Below are 16,753 nucleotides of genomic sequence, written 5' to 3'. Positions count from 1 at the left end.
TCCATTCACACCCGCACCAAATCCCGCCCCACCTGGCCGATGTTCTGCTTGCCGCACAACGCCAGCGCCAGCCGCACCTCGTCGTGGAGAAGGTCGAGGGTGCGGCGCACGCCCGCTTCACCCCCGGCGGCCAGGCCCCACAGCGCCGCCCGGCCCAGGAAGACGCAGCGGGCGCCGAGGGCAACGGCCTTGAGCACGTCCGTCCCGCGCGTGATGCCGCCGTCGAGGTAGACCTCCACCTGCCCCCGCACGGCGTCCACCACTTCGGGCAGCGCCTCGATGCTGCTCACGGCGGTGTCGAGTTGCCTTCCCCCGTGGTTGCTGACCCAGACATGAGCGCCGTGGTGGGCGGCCAGCAGGGCATCTTCCGCCGTCAGAATCCCCTTCAGCACGATGGGCAGCGCCGTGATGGAACGCAGCCAGGCGAGGTCCGCCCAGGTGAAGGTCTTGTCCACCAGCCCCTGAAAGTAGTTCACGAGTTGCGACCCGGCCTCGGATTCCATCGCGCGCAGTTGCTCGCGGCTCCCGGCGTTCGGCACGCTCAGGTGGGGTGGCAGGGCGAACCGGTGGCGTTCGTTCGGCTCGCGGCGGCCCAGGAAGGGGGCGTCCACCGTCAGCACCAGTGCCCGCGCACCTGCGACCTCCGCCCGGCGCACGACCTCGGCGCTCACTTCCCGGTCGGTGTAGAGGTAGAGCTGAAACCAGAAGCGCCCGGCGGCGGCCTGGGCCACCTCTTCAATCGGCGTGTTGCTGAAGGTGCTGAGGGTCATGAGGCTGCCCGCCGAGGCCGCCGCCCGCGCGGTGCCCAGTTCCGCGTCAGTATGGGCGAGGCCGTGAAAGGCGCTCGGCGCGATACCCACCGGGAAGCTCAGCGGCAGGCCCAGCACCTCCGTCCGGGCGTCCACGTCCGACACGTCCACCAGCACGCGGGGCCGCAGACGGATGGCCCGGAAGCCCGCGCGGTTGGCGCTCAGAGTGACCTCGTCGTTCGCGCCGCTCGCGTAGTACTCCAGCGCGTTGCGGTCGAGCCGACTTCTCCCCAGTGCCTCGATGTCCGTGAGATTCACGGTGCCGTCCAACTCGGGAATGTTCGCTTCCGGCAGGTCGGTGGTGGTCATGGGTCAGGGTAACAGGCAGGGGGCGGGGACTGGAAAGCCTCCACACCTTCTCACCCCTAACGCCTAACCCCTCACTCCTGAAACCTGCCCTTTCCCCTGCTACCCTCTCCCCATGACGGCTTCAGACGCGGCGGTTCGGCAAAAGCTCACGGCGCTCGCCCAGGCGCTGCGGCACTTCCACTCGGCGCTGCTCGACTTCGCCAAGGGCGAGTACGAGTTCCTGCACGGTCCGGTGGGGGGGCCTTTCGCGCTGTACTCGCTGGTCATGAACGATCCCTCCTTCCAGTGGCTGCGCCCCCTCTCGGGCCTGATGGCGACGCTGGACGAAGTGCTGGACGCCAAGGACACCACGCTGAGCGAACGGAACGTCTCGGACGTGCGGCAGGCGCTGGGGTTGCTGTTTGCCGACTCGGACACCCGCTTCGCGAACTTCCGCGCCGGGTACGCCCGCGCGCAGGGGGATGCCCGCGTGCGTGAAACCGAGGCCCGCTGGCGCGAGACGCTGGACAGCCTGGAGGCCTGAAGCCGATGAAACTGGTCGTGGGCCTGGGCAACCCGGGCAGCCAGTACGCCCAGACGCGCCACAACGTCGGCTGGCTGGTCGTGGATGAGGTCGCCCGCCGCTGGGGGGCCGTGTGGCGCAAGGAAAAGGACGCGGAGGTGGCCGAGGTGCGCGTCGGGTCGGCGGCCGGCGCGAAGGTGCTGCTGGTCAAGCCCCAGACCTTCATGAACGCCTCGGGCAAGGCGGTGGGGCCGCTCCTCGCCTTCTACAAGCTGGGCGGTGACGCGCTGCTGGTCGTGCAGGACGACCTCGACAGCCCCTTTGGCCTGCTGAAGTTCCGCCTGGGAGGGCGGCACGGCGGGCAGAACGGCGTGCGCGACATCATCCGGGTGCTGGGGACGCCGGACTTCCCCCGCCTGAAGATCGGTATCTCGCGTCCTCCGGCGGGCTGGGACCCGGCCGACTGGGTGCTGAGCCGGTGGCGCGCGGAGGAGGTGGGCACGCTCGCGGAACTCGTGCGGCTGGGCGCGGACGCGGTGGAGGTCTGGGCGCAGGCCGGGCTGGCGGAGGGGCAGGCCCGTTTCAACGGCACCGACCTGCGCCCCAAGCCGGAACCTGCGCCCCAGCCGGAACCCGGGGCGGCGGGTGCGGCGTATGCTGGCCCACGTGACCACCACTGAACTGCGGCTGGACCTGCTCCGCCAACTCTCGGACCTGAACGGCGTTCCCGGCAACGAGGACGCGGTGCGTGACTTCGTGCTGCGCGAACTGGAAGGCCTGGCCGACGAGGTGCGCGTGGACGCGCTCGGGAACGTGATCGCGCTGAAGAAGGGCCAGGGCGAGGCCAGTGGGGGGGAACACCGCCGCGAGCGCATCATGCTCAGCGCCCATATGGACGAGATCGGCTTCCTGGTGCGCTTTATCGACGACAAGGGCTTTGTGCGGGTGCAGGCGCTCGGCGGGTTCGACCCCCGCAACCTCTTCGCGCGCAACGTGACGGTGCAGACGCGCGGCGGCCCTCTGCCGGGCGTGCTGACGCCGGGGGGCAGGCCCGTTCACATCGCCACGCCGGAAGACCGCAAGAAGGTGCCCGAGATCAAGGAATTCTTCGTCGATCTCGGCCTGGATGCCGAGGAGGTCCGGCGCCGCGTGCGGGTGGGTGACATGGTGACCCTCGATCAGACGGCCCGCCAGGTCGGCCACCTGATCGTCGGCAAGGCGATGGATGACCGCGCCAGCGTGTTCCTGCAACTGGAGGCGCTGCGCCGCCTCGCGGATACCCCGCCCCGCCATGACGTGGTGGCCGTCTTCAGCGTGCAGGAGGAGGTGGGCCTGCGCGGGGCGGTCGTCGCGGCCTACGGGGTGGAACCCACGCTCGGCATCGGCCTGGACGTGACGCTGGCGGTGGACACGCCCGGCGTGGGGCCGGACGAGGCCGTCACGCGCCTGGGGGACGGGATCGGCATCAAGGTCTTCGACTCCTCCATGATCTCGACCCGCTGGCTGGTCGACGAACTGGTGGACCTGGCCGACCGCGAGGGCATCCCGTATCAGCTCGAAGTCCTGCCGCTGGGGGGGACGGACGGAGCGGCCATCCAGAAGACCCGGGCAGGCGTCCCCAGCGTCACCCTCAGCGTGCCGACGCGGTACATCCACACCATTGTGGAGGCCGTCCACGCGAAGGACCTGCGGGCGGGCGTGGACCTGCTGGTGGCCTACCTGCGCTGAACTGCGGTCCTTGACGACGGGGGAGAGGCTGGAGCAGCTTCTCCCCCGGCTCCTTTGCCTTGTCTCATGTCCGCCGTTGGCGCTCCGGGCTGCACTTTTCGGCACTCACAGGAGGTGAATCTCCGCTCTATTATGCACTTTGTCTCCAAAGGTATGTACATCTGGCAGAAATTCCTTTGACATGCCGTACGAATCTGCCTACTCTTGCGGCAGGCAGGGACCGTTCTCTGCAAGTTGTCCTCGAAAAAGGAGACGGCATGAAACTGATCACGGCGGTCGTGCGCCCCGAGCGGGTGCAGCAGGTCAAGGAGGCGCTGTTTCAGGCGGGGATCAGCGGGCTGACGCTCAGCCGCGTGTCCGGGCACGGCGGCGAGCAGGAGATCGTCGAACACTACCGGGGCACCCGCGTGATGATCGAGTTCCGCGACAAGGTGGAGTTCCGGATGGCCGTCAGTGAGCCGTTCGTGGAGGTCGCCATCCGGGCCATCTGCCAGGGGGCGCGCACCGGCGAGGTCGGGGACGGCAAGATTTTCGTGCAGCCGCTGGAGCGCGTGATCCGCATCCGCACCGGCGAGGAAGATGCCGCCGCCCTCACGCCCGTCACCGAAACCAGGCTCACGCCGGGCTTTCCGGTCTGAGGAGGCCTGCCATGCTCAAGAAAATCCTTCCTCTGCTGGGGCTGCTCGGCGGCGCGGCGTTCGCCCAGACGGCCCGCCCGGAGCTGAACACGGGCGACACGGCCTGGATGCTGGTGTCGGCGGCCCTGGTGCTGCTGATGACGCCCGGCCTCGCCTTCTTCTACGGCGGCCTGACCCGCGCCCAGAGCGTGCTGAACACCATGATGATGAGCGTCGTCTCGATGGGGCTGGTCGGCGTCCTCTGGATGCTCGCCGGGTACACCCTCGCCTTTGGAGAGGGTGGCAACGCGCTGGTGGGCGGCCTGGGCCACCTGGGGCTGGTTGGCCTGCAAGGCGGCCTGACCGGCACCATTCCCACCTCCGTCTTCGCGGCGTTCCAGGCGATGTTCGCGATCATCGCGCTCGCCCTGATCAGCGGCGCGGTCGTCGAGCGGATGCGCTTCGGGGCGTTCCTCTGCTTCGGCGGCCTGTGGAGCCTGCTGATCTATGCGCCGCTGGCCCACTGGGTCTGGAGCGCGGACGGCTGGCTCTATCAGCTTGGGGCGCTGGATTTCGCGGGCGGCACCGTGATCCATATCGCGGCGGGGGTCAGTGCCCTGGTCGCGGCGCTGGTGCTCGGGCCACGCCTGGGGTATGCCCGGACCGCCCACGTGCCGCACAATGTCCCCTTCGTGCTGCTGGGGGCGGGCCTGCTGTGGTTCGGCTGGCTGGGCTTCAATGCGGGCAGCGCGCTGGGGGCCGGGCAGACGGCGGGCCTCGCCTTTCTGAATACCCTGGTCGCCCCGGCGGCCGCCCTGCTCACCTGGCTCGCCTGGGAAAGCCGCCGGAGCGGCAAGCCCACCGCCGTCGGGGCCGCCACGGGGCTGGTCGTCGGCCTGGTCGCCGTCACGCCCGCCTGCGCCTTTGTCAGTCCCTGGGCCGCCCTGGTGGTCGGCGTGCTGGGCGCGACCGCCAGCTTCTGGACCGTGCAGTCCAAGCGCCGCCTGCGCGCGGACGACGCCCTCGACGTGTTCGCCTGTCATGGCGTCGCCGGGATCGTCGGTGCCCTCCTGACCGGCGTGCTGGCCTGGACGACCGGCAGCGGCAAGCCGGTGGGGGAACAGCTCGTCATCCAGATCGTCGGCGTGGTGGTCAGTATCGCCTACACCGGCCTGGGGTCCCTGGCCCTGCTGAGCCTCGTCCGCCTGTTCACCCCCCTGCGTGTGCCCGCCAGCCAGGAGGTCGTCGGCATCGACCTCAGCGCCCACAGCGAGCAGGGCTACAGCGAGAACGAAACCGGCCTGGGGGCTCCGGTATTTCTGGGCGGCGACTGGCCGCTCGGCCGTGCTTCTCCCGGGGAGAAGCTCCCCTCCTGTCCGCTGCCCATGACCTCGGGAGTCATCGACAGACCACCTGCTCCCTCGGCATGATGCCCGTGGGGACGGGACCGAAACGGGGCGAGGGTGCCTCCCCGGCGGAGGTGACGGATGGGCATGGCCAAAGAGAAGACGCGGAAGGCGACGCTCCTGACGCTCTTTCCCGTGCTTGTGAGGGCTATTGTCCCTCCTCATGTTGAACGGGCCTTATGGTACTATTTGCGGGGCCTTGACAGAAAGCTTCGTCAGGCTTGTGATTCCACAACCGGGCTGATGCCCTTGTGCGCTCCATTCCTTGTGGGTGGAGCGCCGTGAACCACGGAAGCCGGACGCCGGAGGACCTGTGAGCTGGAGCCGTGTGAGCTGGAGAAAGGAGGAGCGATTTGGACGCCGCTAGTCGAATCCTGAGTGAACTCGCGACCCGCGAACGTGCCCTCGACGCGCAGCTTGAGGCCGCGCGGGCGGAGGCGCAGCGCGAGATCGAGGCCGCCGAGGCGCAGGCCGCGCGTATGCAGCAGGAGGCCCAGGCGCAGGCCACGCAGATGCGCCGCGAGTTCGAGCAGGTGCTGGCCGAACAGACGGAGCGCATCCGGAGCGAGGCCCGCGCGAACGCGCAGCAAGAGGTGAGCGCCGTGCAGGCCCGCAGCGTGGGCAAGCTCGGCGCCGCCGTCGAGGGCATCCTGCGGGCGGTGCTGCCGTGATCAGCCCGATGCACCAGGTGATCGTCGCGGGCCGTCAGCGTGACAGCCGCGAGATCATGGCCGCCCTGCAACGGGCGGGGGTGCTCCACATCGTTCCGCTGAGCGCGGCAGGCTTCGAGACGGGACCGCTGGGCGGCCTGGCCGCCGACGAGCGCCGCAGCTCGGAGCGGCTCCTGGCCCGCGTCGAGAGCACCCTGGGTGAACTCGGCGCCCTGCGCGGCGCGCCCGCCCCCCTGCCCCCCGAAGGGGAGTGGACGGCGCGGGTGGAGGAGGTCGCGCAGCCCGCCTCCGTGCTGAACGCGCGGGAAACCGAACTCCAGTCCGACCTCGACACGCAGACCTCGTACGGTGAGGTCGTGCGTGTCCTGGCCCGCCTGGCAGGTGGGGTGGACACCAGCCGCCGCCTCGCGCTGCTGACCTTTACGGTGCAGACGCCCGAGGAGCTGAGCGCCGTGGAAGCGGCGCTGCGCGAGGACCTGGGGGACCGCTCCGCCCTCGCCAGTGACCGGGTGAACCAGAACACCATCGCCGCCGCCGTCGCGGTGCTGCGGGCCGACCGCGAGAAGGCCCGCGCCGCCCTGTCGCGCGCCCGGGTGGGCGAACTGCGCCTGCCCGGCCGCTTCGACGCGCTGCCCGTCAGCGAAGTGCAGGCGGAGTTCGAGCGGATCGCGCGCGCGAACCCGGCCGCCCTGAACGAGGTGCGGGCCGAGAAGCGCCGCCTCGCGGCCGCGCACGGCGCCAGGCTGTACGCCATTCGCGACGCTCTCGCGGACCGCGTCGCCATCGACGACGCCCGCGCGCAGACCGCCCGCGGCAAGTACGGCTTTGTCCTCCAGGGCTACGTGCCCGACGAATCGATGGGCACCTTCCGTTCGGCGATGGACGGGATGCAGGGCCAGGTCGTGTACGAGGTCCAGCCCGCCGACGAGCACCACGCGGAAACCATCCCGGTGAAGCTGCGCAACAGCCCCTACGCCCGCAACTTCGAGTTCCTGCTGGGCGTCTCGGAGCCGCCGCGTTACGGCACCTTCGACCCGACCTGGATGATCGCGGCGTTCTTCCCACTGTTCTTCGGCTTCGTGGTCGCTGACATCGGCTTCGGCCTGATCTTCCTGCTCGCGGCCCTGTGGATGCAGGCGCGCGGCCGCCGGGGTGAGGACCTCGACCTGGGCTTCCTGGGTATCCGCCTCGACCCGGCCACCTTGCAGCAGGTGTCCACCGTGATCCGCACCATGAGCCTGTGGACCATCCTGTGGGGCTTCCTCACCGGTGAATTCTTCGGCAACGTGCTGGAGAAACTGCACGTGTTCTACCTGAACCCGGGGCTGATCCAGCGCATCTACGGCGTGCAGGTCGGCGCGGGCGGCGAGCACGCGACCGGCCTGATCCCGATTCTCTTCCCCCGCACCGACGCGGGCTTCGCCAGCGTGATCATGCTGATCTGCCTGGCGGTGGGGATCATCTACCTGTTCTGGGCCTGGGGCCTGCGCGCGCAGCTCGCGCGCAAGCACGGCCAGACCGGCCACTTCTGGGAAGCGGTCGCCATCATGGGCGGGCTGCTCGGCCTGATCCTGCTGGCCTACATCTCCAAGATCGGGGCAGACTTCGGCGCGCTGGGCAACTTCGGGAACCCGCTGGTGCTGGTGATGCTCGCGGGCTTCCTGGTGTTCGTCGTCGGCTACATCCGCATCATCAGGGACGTGCCGATCCTGCCCATCGAACTGCTGTCGCAGGGCGGGAACATCATCAGCTTCACCCGTCTGTTCGCCGTGGGCGTCGCCGCCGCGATTCTCGCGAACCTGGCGACCGACCTGGGCTGGAGCCTGGGCGGCGTCCTGCCGGTCATCGGGCCGATTCTCGGCATCCTGATCGGCCTGTTCGTCCACAGCTTCTTCCTGGCCCTGACCCTGATCGGTCACATCATGCAGCCGCTCCGTTTGCACTACCTGGAATTCCTGAACCCCACCGGGTTCTACCAGGAGAGCGGCCCCCGCTACGTCCCCTTCGCTCGTGCGAGCGTCCGCAAATAAATCTCAGCCATCACCACGGCACCACCGGAGGAAACCTATGAAGAACCTGTTCAAAGTCCTGCCCATCCTGCTCCTCGCTTCCGTCGCGTTCGCCCAGGACGCCGCCGCCAGCGCGACTGACGCCACGGCCGTCGGCCTGCGCGCTATTGGCGCGGGCCTCGCGCTGGGCCTCGGCGCGGTCGGCACCGGCCTGGCGCAGGGTCCCATCGGTGCGGCCGCGGCGGGCGTCGTCGCGGAGCGCCCCGAGAAGTTCGGTCAGATGCTGATCTGGTTCGTGCTGCCCGAGACGCTCGTGATCTTCGGCTTCGTCGGCTTCTTCCTCCTGCGGTAAGGCGACCTGATGAGCCTCGGTGACATCCTCGAACATGAAACGCGCGATGAGATCACGCGCATCCGCGCGGGGGCGCAGGAACGCGCCGCGGCCATCCTCGCGGCGGCGCGCGAACGTGCCAGCGCCCTGCTCGAAAGCCAGAAGCGCAGCCTCGACGCGGAACTCCAGGCGGGCCTGACCCGCGCCCGCAGCGCCGCTGACCTCGAAATGAACGCCCAGCGGCTGGCCGCCGCCGACCAGACGCAGACCCGCGCCTTTCAGGAGGCGGAAGCCCAGCTCCGCGCCGCGCCCGCCTCGCCGCAGTACCCGCAGATTCTCGCGCGCCTGATCCAGGAAGCGCAGGCCGCCCTCCCCAGCGCCGAAGTGGTGGAAGTCCACCCCGACGAGGTGGCGGCGGCCCAGGCCGCGCTGGCGCACCTCGGTCTGCACCTGGAGGTGCGCCCCAACCCCGCCGTCGAGACGGGTGTGCGGCTGGTGGGCCGCGGCGGCAAGACCAGCGTGCAGAACACGCTGCTCGGCCGCCTGCAATCCGGCCGCGAAGCCCTGACGGCGGAGGTCGCGCGCCTCCTGAACAGCTAAAGGAAGTCCGCCTTGACCAACGCTTACGGTTACATCAACGGGCGCGTGCGGATGCTGCGCGCCGACCTCCTGCCGGGCCGCGTCATCGAGGACGCCGCGAATGCGGCGAACTACGCCGAGTACCTGCGGAGCGTGTCGGAGACGCCGCTGCGCGAGGACCTCGGGGAAGCGACCGCGCAGGAAGCCGGTCTGGCGGAACTCGACGCCGCCCTCAGCCACAACTACCTGCGGAGCGTGCAGCACCTGCGCTCCATCGCGGTGGGCCAGCCCGCCCGCGAGGTGGAAGCCCTGCTGCTGCGCTACGACGTGCTGAACATCAAGACGCTGGTGCGCGGCGTCCTGGCGGGCCGCAGCAGCGAGGAGATCCTCGCGGGCCTGGTGCCCGCCGGGACCATCCCCTGGCCGGTCCTGCAAGCCGCCGCCAGCGCGACCGACGTGGCCTCACTGGCGCAGACGCTCGCGGTGGCGGGCGGCAAGATCGGCGGGGTGCTGCGCGCCGCCGTCAGCGGGGGCGCGGGCAGCCTGCTCGACCTCGAAGTCGCCCTCGACCAGGGGTACTACCGCGCGGTGCTCGCCAGCGTGCGCGGCGTGAACGTGCGGCGCTACTTCACGCGCGAGATCGACGTGCGGAACCTGCTGATCGCGCGGCAACTGCGCGGCACGGCGGCCACCAACCGTTACTTCATCCCCGGCGGCCGGGAAGTGTCGGAAAGCGACTTTCTGCGCATCGCGGGCGGCGACAACACGGTGGGGGACCCCCAGCTCCAGGCCATCCTGGAAGCGCCGGACCTCGCCAGCGCCGAATTCGTCGCGCGGCGTCTGCTCGACGAGGCCTCCCGCAACGTCGCCATGAGTGACGCGCTGGGGGCGGGCGTCGTCCTCGACTACCTGCGCCGCAAGGAACAGGAGATCGCCAAGCTGCGCCTCATCGGCCGCGGGAAGTACTACAACCTCCCCGCCGACGAACTCAGGAAGGAGCTCGCCGATGTATAAGGTCGTCGTGCTCACCGACCACGAAACCGCGACCGGCTACCGCCTCGCGGGCACCGAAGTCGTCGAAACCACGCCCGGCGCGGCCGAGCAGGCCCTCGAACGCCTGATCACCGAGGGCAACTACGGCCTGATCGCCGTGGACCAGGGCCTGATCCCCGATCCGGCAGGCTCGGTCGCCCGGGTGATGCGTGGCCGTGACCTCCCGATCCTGCTGCCGATCCCCAGCCTGGCCGACGCTTTTTCCTCCGACACGGTGGACGCCAAGGCGTACATGGGCAAGCTGGTGCGGGACACCATCGGGTTCGACATCAAGCTTTGAGGGTCGAACGGTCAAACCGTCGAACGGCCTAAGGCACAAACGCCGTTCTGGGCATCATCTAGACTGTTTGACCGCTCGACTTTTAGACTCTTGGACCTCTCCGAAGGAGACACAATGACGCAGAACAAGCAGGGCGTCGTGCAGAACATCGCCGGACCGGCCGTGATCGCGGACGGGATGTACGGCGCGAAGATGTACGACATCGTGCGCGTGGGCAAGGAACGCCTGGTGGGCGAGATCATCCGCCTTGACGGCGACACCGCCTTCGTGCAGGTGTACGAGGACACCAGCGGCCTGACCGTGGGTGAACCGGTCGAAACCACCGGCCTCCCGCTCAGCGTGGAGCTGGGGCCGGGGATGCTCAACGGCATCTACGACGGCATTCAGCGCCCCCTCGACAAGATCCGCGAGGCTTCGGGCGACTTCATCGCGCGCGGCATCGAGGTGTCGAGCCTCGACCGCACCAAGAAGTGGGCCTTTACCCCCACGGTGCAGGCGGGCGATACCGTCACGGGCAGCGCCATCCTGGGCACCGTGCCGGAATTCAGCTTCACCCACAAGATTCTGACGCCGCCCGACAAGAGCGGCAAGCTGACCTGGGTTGCCCCGGCGGGCGAGTACACCATCGACGACACCATCGCGCGCCTCGAAGACGGCAGCGAGCTGCGCCTGGCGCACTACTGGCCGGTGCGCGCGCCGCGTCCGGTCGCCCAGAAGCTCGACCCCAGCCTGCCCTTCCTCACCGGGATGCGGATTCTCGACGTGCTGTTCCCGCTGGTGATGGGCGGCGCGGCGGCGATTCCCGGCCCCTTCGGCTCGGGCAAGACCGTGACGCAGCAGTCGGTGGCGAAGTACGGCAACGCCGACATCGTGGTGTACGTGGGCTGCGGCGAGCGCGGCAACGAGATGACCGACGTGCTGGTGGAGTTCCCGGAACTGGAAGACCCCAAGACCGGCGGGCCCCTCATGCACCGCACCATCCTGATCGCCAACACCTCCAACATGCCGGTGGCGGCGCGTGAAGCTTCGGTGTACACCGGCATCACGCTGGCGGAATACTTCCGCGACCAGGGCTACAGCGTCTCGCTGATGGCCGACTCCACCAGCCGCTGGGCCGAGGCGCTCCGCGAGATCTCCTCCCGCCTGGAAGAGATGCCCGCCGAAGAAGGCTACCCGCCCTACCTGGGCGCCAAGCTGGCGGCGTTCTACGAGCGCGCGGGGGCCGTCAAGACCCTGGCGGGCGAGGACGGCGCGGTCAGCGTGATCGGCGCGGTCAGCCCGGCGGGCGGCGACATGTCCGAACCCGTCACGCAGGCGACCCTGCGCATCACCGGGGCCTTCTGGCGTCTGGACGCGGGCCTGGCGCGGCGCCGTCACTTCCCGGCGATCAACTGGAACGGCTCCTACAGCCTGTTCACGCCGATCCTGGACTCCTGGTACCGCGAGAACGTCGGCCAGGACTTCCCGGAGCTGCGCCAGCGCATCGGCAACATCCTCCAGCAGGAAGCCTCCCTCCAGGAAGTCGTGCAGCTCGTCGGTCCCGACGCGCTTCAGGACCAGGAGCGTCTGGTGATCGAGGCGGGCCGGATGCTGCGCCAGGACTTCCTCCAGCAGAACGGCTTCGACCCGGTGGACGCCAGCGCCTCGATGCCCAAGAACTACGGCCTGATGAAGATGATGCTGAAGTTCTACGACGAGGCCGAAGCGGCGCTCCGAAATGGGGCCACCATCGACGAGATCATCCAGAACCCCGTGATCGAGAAGCTTTCCCGAGCGCGCTACGTGCCCGAGGCGGACTTCGCGGCCTACAGTGACAGCGTGATGAACGAACTCGACACCACGTTCAAAGGAGTAAGAGCGTGACCAGCCTCCTGAAGAAGGAATACAACGATGTCGCGTACATCTCCGGACCGCTGCTGTTCGTGAACGCGGCCTCGGACCTCGCCTACGGGGCCATCGTGGACATCAAGGACGGCACCGGCCGGACGCGCGGCGGGCAGGTCATCAGCGTGTCCGACCAGAACGCCGTCATCCAGGTGTTCGAGGAAACGCGCGGGCTGGACCTCGCCACCGCCAGCGTGAGCCTGGTGGAGGACGTGGCCCGCCTGGGCGTCTCCAAGGAAATGATCGGCCGCCGCTTCGACGGCCTGGGCCGCCCCATCGACGGGCTGCCGCAGGTGGTCGCGGAAAAGCGGCTCAGCATCAACGGCGAGCCGATGAACCCCGCCGCCCGGGCCAAGCCCGAGGAGTTCATCCAGACCGGCATCAGCACCATTGACGTGAACACGTCGCTGATCCGCGGGCAGAAGCTCCCGATCTTTTCCGGCTCGGGTCTGCCCCACAACGAACTCGCCGCGCAGATCGCTCGTCAGGCGAAGGTGCCCGGCCACGAGGGCGACTTCGCGGTGGTGTTCGCCGCGATGGGCCTGACCCAGCGCGAAGTCTCGTTCTTCACCCAGGAGTTCGAGCGCACCGGCGCGCTGGCCCGCTCGGTGCTGTTCCTGAACCGCGCCGACGACCCCGCCGTCGAGCGTCTGCTGACGCCGCGCATGGCCCTGACGACCGCCGAGTACCTGGCGTTCGAGCACGGCTACCACGTGCTGGTGATCCTGACCGACATGACGAACTACTGCGAGGCGCTGCGTGAAATCGGCGGCGCGCGCGAGGAGATTCCTGGTCGCCGCGGCTTCCCCGGCTACATGTACACCGACCTGGCGTCCCTCTACGAGCGCGCGGGCGTGGTGCAGGACAAGCCCGGTTCGGTCACCCAGATTCCGATCCTCTCGATGCCCGACGACGACATCACCCACCCCATCCCCGACCTGACCGGCTACATCACCGAAGGGCAGATCGTGGTGGACCGTGGCCTGAACGCCAAGGGCGTGTTCCCGCCGATCAACCCGCTGCCCTCGCTGTCCCGTCTCCAGGGCAACGGCATCGGCAAGGGCAAGACCCGCGCGGACCACAAGAACGTGTCCGACCAGCTCTTCGCCGCCTACGCCAACGGCCTGGACCTGCGCAAGCTCGTCGCCATCACCGGTGAGGACGCGCTGACCGAGACGGACAAGCTGTACCTGCGTTTTGCCGACGACTTCGAGAACTACTTCATCGGCCAGGGCAACCAGGACCGCAGCATCGACGACAGCCTGACCGTCGCCTGGGGCATCCTCTCCAAGCTGCCGCAGAGCCAGCTCACCCGTCTGTCGAAGGACAGCATCGACAAGTACTACGGGGAGAAGATCGACGAGATGTGGCGGGGGAGCAGGATTTAAAGCCGTCAGCTATCAGTGGTCAGTAGGGTAAGCTGAAGCATCAGCCGCTGCTTGCTGAAAGCTGACCGCTGAAAGCTTCACCGACGAAGGAGGTGAACATATGGCAGGACAGATCAGTCCCACCCGCAGCGCCCTTTTGGCCAGCAAGGCCAGCCTCAAGACGGCGACCGGCGGCGCGGACCTCCTCAAGCGCAAGCGGGACGCGCTGATCGGGGAGTTCTTCGCGCTGGTGAAGGACGCTTTGAGCGCGCGCGAGCAGCTCGCGGGCGTCAGCAAGGGGGCCTACACCAGCCTGTTCGGCGCGAAAGCGTGGGACAGCCCGGAAGCGGTGGAGAGCCTCAGTCTGGCGGGGACGGGCGATTACGCCGTCGATATGCAGATCGAGAGCATCTACGGCGTGAAGGTGCCCCGCATCAACGTCCCCGAGCGCACGCAGCAGGCCAGCTTCAGCCCGATCAACGTCGGGGCGCGCACCATCCAGGCCGCGACCGATTTCGGCGGCGTGATGGAGGCCATCGTGAAGGTCGCCGCGACCGAGACGAAGCTGCGCCGCATCGGTGAGGAGATCAAGAAGACCTCCCGGCGTGTGAACGCGCTGGAGCAGGTCGTGATCCCCGGCATTCAGGACGACATCCGCTTCATTCGCGGGGTGCTCGACCAGCGCGAACGCGAGGAGAGCTTCCGCCTGAAGAAGATCAAGGCGAAACTCGAACGCGAGAAGAACGAGGAAAACGTCCAGGCGGGTCAGCACGGCACGGCTGCCGACTGAACGCCTAGAGCCAGCAGACCGCCTCTCCGTGGGGCGGTTTTTTCTATGCCAACCGGGCGAGAACGGCCGCGAGGTTTGCCCGTGCCTGCTTCTCCAGTCCCGCGAACTCCGGCGTCACGTAAATCCGCCCCCGTTCCAGAAAGCCCCGCAACACCCGTGCCCGCCCCTCACGGTACTCGGCGTCGGGGACGAAGGCGTATTCCTGGCGGATGGCGGCTTCGTAGGCGGCGAAGGTGAGCGCGTCCGCGCCCAGGATGCTGAGGTCGGCGTCCACCAGCAGGGCTTCCGCCCGGGTCTGCGGCGGGGCCGTGTGGCGGGTGGCGAGGATCAGGGCCGTGACTTCCTGAACCAGCGCCCCGTCTGCCCCATGCGAATTCAGCCACGCCCCGAACGCTTGCGCGCTGCATTCCTCGTTGTCCTGCGCCCGGGGATCGTAGATCAGGTCGTGGCCCCAGGCGGCCAGCGCCAGCGTGGGCGTCAGCACGCCGCTTGAGTCGAGGGCTGTGAGCAGGGCGCGCACGTGGGCCGCGTTGTGGTAGGCCCGGTGCGCCTCAGCGTAAAACGGCAGCGCGAAGGCTTCGGCCTGTTCGGCCAGGCTCACCTCAGCCCTCCAGTTCGGCCTTCGCATCCCGGCCCATCAGACTGACGACGCCTGCGTCCGGCGTCCACTCGCCGCTCGCCACCTTTGCCACCGCCCGCACGATGGGAAGGTCATGGCCGTGGGCGCTGGCCCAGGCGTCCAGCAGCCCCGCCGTCCGCAAGCCCTCCACGACCTTGCCGCCCTGCTGCGGCCCAATAAAGGAACGGTCGCCTCGGGCAATGGCTTCTCCGGCGGCGCGGTTGCGGCTGTGTCGGCTGGTCGCGGTCGCCACCAGATCGCCCAGACCGCTCAGGCCGTACACCGTGTCCTCGTGCGCGCCCTGCGAAACCAGATACCGGCTCATCTCGCGCAGGCCACGGGTCATCAGCGCCGCCTTCGCGTTGTCGCCCAGGTTCAACCCGTCCACCAGGCCCGCCGCGAGCGCGATCACGTTTTTCAGCACGCCGCCGAGTTCCACGCCGACCACGTCGCTGCTGGTGTACACCCGCAGGGAAGGGGAGAGGAGGGCCGCCTGCACCTCACCTGCCAGCGCCGGGTCCGTGCTCGCCACGACCGTCGCGGCGGGAAGGCCCCGGCCGATCTCCTCCGCGTGGTTGGGGCCGCTCAGGACAGCCACCCGCGCAAAGCCCAGCCCGCGCGCCAGATCGGTCAGCCGTCCCCCGTCCGGCGCGAGGCCCTTGGCACACAGCACCACGCCCAGCTCGCGGGGCAACGCGGCCAGCAGGTCCGGCACGCCCACACTCGGCACGACGATCAAGGCAAAGCTGGCTCCGGCCACGGCCCGGCCCAGGTCGGGCGTCACGCTCACCTCCTCCGGCAGCGGCACGCCCGGCAGATACTCGCGGTTCTCGCGCTCTGCAGCCAGCCGCGCGGCGAAGTCGGCCCGCCGTGTCCAGAGCGCCGCCTCCCGGCCCGCCCGGGTCGCCGTCACCGCCAGGGCCGTGCCCCAGCCCCCCGCGCCCAGCACGGGCACCTTCAGGCCCATGCGAACACCCAGACCCGGGGAGTGTCGGCCGAGGGCGGCGCATAGTCGGGGTACTCCACGATTTCCCAGCGCGCGAAGCCTGCCGCCGTCAGCAGCGGTTCGAGGTCCGCCGGGTCATACCCGCGCTCGCGGTGTTCCTCGGTGAATTCCTCCCAGCCGCCCGCGCCGTCCTCCACCCGGCAGAAGGCCTGCACCACGCCCACGTCGGCCTGGGCGTCGTACTGGTGCGACCAGTGGTAATGCACCTCGCGGCCGTCCTCGGTCTGGGCCAGCCCCTCGATGGCGTTCTCCTCCCACAGCTCCCGCACGCCCAGCCGGGTGTTCAGGTCGCAGGCGAGCAGGCCCCCGGGCCGCAGGTGCGCGCGCATCCGCCCGAGAGCCAGTCCCAGCCCCGCGGAAGTCAGCAGGTTGTTCAGGCTGTCGAACACGCAGGTAACCAGATCAAACGTCTCGCCCAGCTCGAAGGTCCGCAGGTCGCCCACGCTCAACGTGACCTCGGCGGGCAGGCGCTCGCGCGCCACCTCCAGCATCTCCGGGCTGCCGTCCACGCCATGCACCCACAAGCCCGCCCGCCACAGTTCCAGCGTGAAGCCTCCGGTGCCGCAAGCCAGATCGAGCGCCGAACGGACCTCCAGCCCCCCGTCACGCGCGTAGGTCAACACGAAGTCCGCCCAGTGGTCATACTCCACGTCCGCCATGATCGCGTCGTAGACGGCGGCCAGGGCAGTAAAGGGGCGTTGGTGCATGACCGTCACTATAGCCGCCCACTCCCCCGCCTGGCCCCCAACCCCTAAAGGCCGCGTCAGCTTTCCCCGGCCCGACTGCCCCTCCG

18 protein-coding genes are annotated in these 16,753 nt (G+C 69.1%); 14 read left to right on the top strand and 4 right to left on the bottom strand.

Annotated features, from left to right (window positions below; genetic code table 11):
• Window positions 1–5: 5 nt before the first annotated feature.
• On the bottom strand, window positions 6–1,118 hold the full coding sequence (locus E5F05_RS18565) for an alpha-hydroxy acid oxidase (RefSeq protein ID WP_129120122.1): 1,113 nt from the start codon (window positions 1,116–1,118) through the stop codon (window positions 6–8).
• A 112-nt stretch (window positions 1,119–1,230) separates the two neighbouring features.
• Here E5F05_RS18565 and E5F05_RS18560 point away from each other — a divergent pair, with 112 nt between their 5' ends.
• From E5F05_RS18560 to E5F05_RS18495, 14 genes are all read left to right on the top strand, one after another.
• A complete protein-coding gene (locus E5F05_RS18560) occupies window positions 1,231–1,641 on the top strand; it encodes a hypothetical protein (protein WP_129120121.1) in 411 nt (136 codons plus the stop codon).
• A 5-nt stretch (window positions 1,642–1,646) separates the two neighbouring features.
• Window positions 1,647–2,300 (top strand): aminoacyl-tRNA hydrolase, encoded by a 654-nt coding sequence (pth, locus tag E5F05_RS18555; protein WP_129120120.1) that lies wholly within the window; start codon window positions 1,647–1,649, stop codon window positions 2,298–2,300.
• Complete coding sequence (locus tag E5F05_RS18550; protein WP_241687226.1) at window positions 2,287–3,348, top strand: M42 family metallopeptidase; 1,062 nt, start codon at window positions 2,287–2,289, stop codon at window positions 3,346–3,348. Before pth ends, E5F05_RS18550 begins: the two co-directional genes overlap by 14 nt.
• Window positions 3,349–3,605: 257 nt before the next feature.
• A complete protein-coding gene (locus E5F05_RS18545; protein WP_164973552.1) occupies window positions 3,606–3,986 on the top strand; it encodes a P-II family nitrogen regulator in 381 nt (126 codons plus the stop codon).
• An 11-nt stretch (window positions 3,987–3,997) separates the two neighbouring features.
• Entirely contained in the window at window positions 3,998–5,395 is a 1,398-nt protein-coding gene (locus E5F05_RS18540) for an ammonium transporter (protein ID WP_129120118.1), read from the top strand.
• A gap of 329 nt (window positions 5,396–5,724) precedes the next feature.
• Window positions 5,725–6,042 (top strand): V-type ATPase subunit subunit G family protein, encoded by a 318-nt coding sequence (locus E5F05_RS18535; RefSeq protein WP_129120117.1) that lies wholly within the window; start codon window positions 5,725–5,727, stop codon window positions 6,040–6,042.
• Window positions 6,039–8,072 (top strand): V-type ATP synthase subunit I, encoded by a 2,034-nt coding sequence (locus E5F05_RS18530; protein WP_129120116.1) that lies wholly within the window; start codon window positions 6,039–6,041, stop codon window positions 8,070–8,072. The genes E5F05_RS18535 and E5F05_RS18530 overlap by 4 nt, the downstream gene beginning before the upstream one ends.
• 37 nt (window positions 8,073–8,109) lie before the next feature.
• Window positions 8,110–8,403, top strand: coding sequence for a V-type ATP synthase subunit K (locus tag E5F05_RS18525; protein ID WP_129120115.1), 294 nt, complete (start codon window positions 8,110–8,112; stop codon window positions 8,401–8,403).
• A 9-nt stretch (window positions 8,404–8,412) separates the two neighbouring features.
• Window positions 8,413–8,982: a V-type ATP synthase subunit E gene (locus E5F05_RS18520; protein ID WP_129120114.1), complete on the top strand. Its 570-nt coding sequence runs from the start codon at window positions 8,413–8,415 to the stop codon at window positions 8,980–8,982.
• Window positions 8,983–8,994: 12 nt separating this feature from the next.
• A complete protein-coding gene (locus E5F05_RS18515; RefSeq protein WP_129120113.1) occupies window positions 8,995–9,975 on the top strand; it encodes a V-type ATPase subunit in 981 nt (326 codons plus the stop codon).
• Window positions 9,968–10,294, top strand: a complete 327-nt coding sequence (locus tag E5F05_RS18510) for a V-type ATP synthase subunit F (RefSeq protein ID WP_129120112.1) — start codon at window positions 9,968–9,970, stop codon at window positions 10,292–10,294. The genes E5F05_RS18515 and E5F05_RS18510 overlap by 8 nt, the downstream gene beginning before the upstream one ends.
• A 114-nt stretch (window positions 10,295–10,408) precedes the next feature.
• Window positions 10,409–12,157 (top strand): V-type ATP synthase subunit A, encoded by a 1,749-nt coding sequence (locus tag E5F05_RS18505; protein ID WP_129120111.1) that lies wholly within the window; start codon window positions 10,409–10,411, stop codon window positions 12,155–12,157.
• Entirely contained in the window at window positions 12,154–13,566 is a 1,413-nt protein-coding gene (locus tag E5F05_RS18500; RefSeq protein ID WP_129120110.1) for a V-type ATP synthase subunit B, read from the top strand. The genes E5F05_RS18505 and E5F05_RS18500 overlap by 4 nt, the downstream gene beginning before the upstream one ends.
• 100 nt (window positions 13,567–13,666) lie before the next feature.
• Window positions 13,667–14,335, top strand: a complete 669-nt coding sequence (locus E5F05_RS18495; protein ID WP_129120109.1) for a V-type ATP synthase subunit D — start codon at window positions 13,667–13,669, stop codon at window positions 14,333–14,335.
• Between the two features lie 43 nt (window positions 14,336–14,378).
• Here the strand turns inward: E5F05_RS18495 and E5F05_RS18490 are convergent, their stop codons facing one another.
• The 3 genes from E5F05_RS18490 to E5F05_RS18480 are packed head-to-tail and all read right to left on the bottom strand — an operon-like array spanning window position 14,379 to window position 16,667.
• Window positions 14,379–14,936 (bottom strand): HD domain-containing protein, encoded by a 558-nt coding sequence (locus E5F05_RS18490; protein WP_241687225.1) that lies wholly within the window; start codon window positions 14,934–14,936, stop codon window positions 14,379–14,381.
• Between the two features lies 1 nt (window position 14,937).
• Window positions 14,938–15,921 carry an NAD(P)H-dependent glycerol-3-phosphate dehydrogenase gene (locus E5F05_RS18485; RefSeq protein ID WP_129120107.1) on the bottom strand — a complete coding sequence of 328 codons (984 nt, stop codon included), beginning with the start codon at window positions 15,919–15,921 and terminating at the stop codon, window positions 14,938–14,940.
• Window positions 15,912–16,667: a class I SAM-dependent DNA methyltransferase gene (locus E5F05_RS18480; RefSeq protein ID WP_129120106.1), complete on the bottom strand. Its 756-nt coding sequence runs from the start codon at window positions 16,665–16,667 to the stop codon at window positions 15,912–15,914. Before E5F05_RS18480 ends, E5F05_RS18485 begins: the two co-directional genes overlap by 10 nt.
• Window positions 16,668–16,753 lie beyond the last annotated feature (86 nt).

It is taken from the genome of Deinococcus metallilatus (assembly GCF_004758605.1).
Taxonomy (GTDB): Bacteria; Deinococcota; Deinococci; order Deinococcales; family Deinococcaceae; genus Deinococcus; species Deinococcus metallilatus.
Note: the sequence above shows the minus strand (reverse complement) of the source record. Positions and strands in the feature narration are given on the sequence as shown.

Coding starts and splice junctions, on each gene's coding strand:
- E5F05_RS18505 (WP_129120111.1), top strand. CDS start 10,409: ATGACGCAGAACAAGCAGGGCGTCGTGCAGAACATCGCCGGACCGGCC.
- E5F05_RS18485 (WP_129120107.1), bottom strand. CDS start 15,921: ATGGGCCTGAAGGTGCCCGTGCTGGGCGCGGGGGGCTGGGGCACGGCC.
- E5F05_RS18540 (WP_129120118.1), top strand. CDS start 3,998: ATGCTCAAGAAAATCCTTCCTCTGCTGGGGCTGCTCGGCGGCGCGGCG.
- E5F05_RS18545 (WP_164973552.1), top strand. CDS start 3,606: ATGAAACTGATCACGGCGGTCGTGCGCCCCGAGCGGGTGCAGCAGGTC.
- E5F05_RS18520 (WP_129120114.1), top strand. CDS start 8,413: ATGAGCCTCGGTGACATCCTCGAACATGAAACGCGCGATGAGATCACG.
- E5F05_RS18495 (WP_129120109.1), top strand. CDS start 13,667: ATGGCAGGACAGATCAGTCCCACCCGCAGCGCCCTTTTGGCCAGCAAG.
- E5F05_RS18480 (WP_129120106.1), bottom strand. CDS start 16,667: ATGCACCAACGCCCCTTTACTGCCCTGGCCGCCGTCTACGACGCGATC.
- pth (WP_129120120.1), top strand. CDS start 1,647: ATGAAACTGGTCGTGGGCCTGGGCAACCCGGGCAGCCAGTACGCCCAG.
- E5F05_RS18560 (WP_129120121.1), top strand. CDS start 1,231: ATGACGGCTTCAGACGCGGCGGTTCGGCAAAAGCTCACGGCGCTCGCC.
- E5F05_RS18525 (WP_129120115.1), top strand. CDS start 8,110: ATGAAGAACCTGTTCAAAGTCCTGCCCATCCTGCTCCTCGCTTCCGTC.
- E5F05_RS18510 (WP_129120112.1), top strand. CDS start 9,968: ATGTATAAGGTCGTCGTGCTCACCGACCACGAAACCGCGACCGGCTAC.
- E5F05_RS18565 (WP_129120122.1), bottom strand. CDS start 1,118: ATGACCACCACCGACCTGCCGGAAGCGAACATTCCCGAGTTGGACGGC.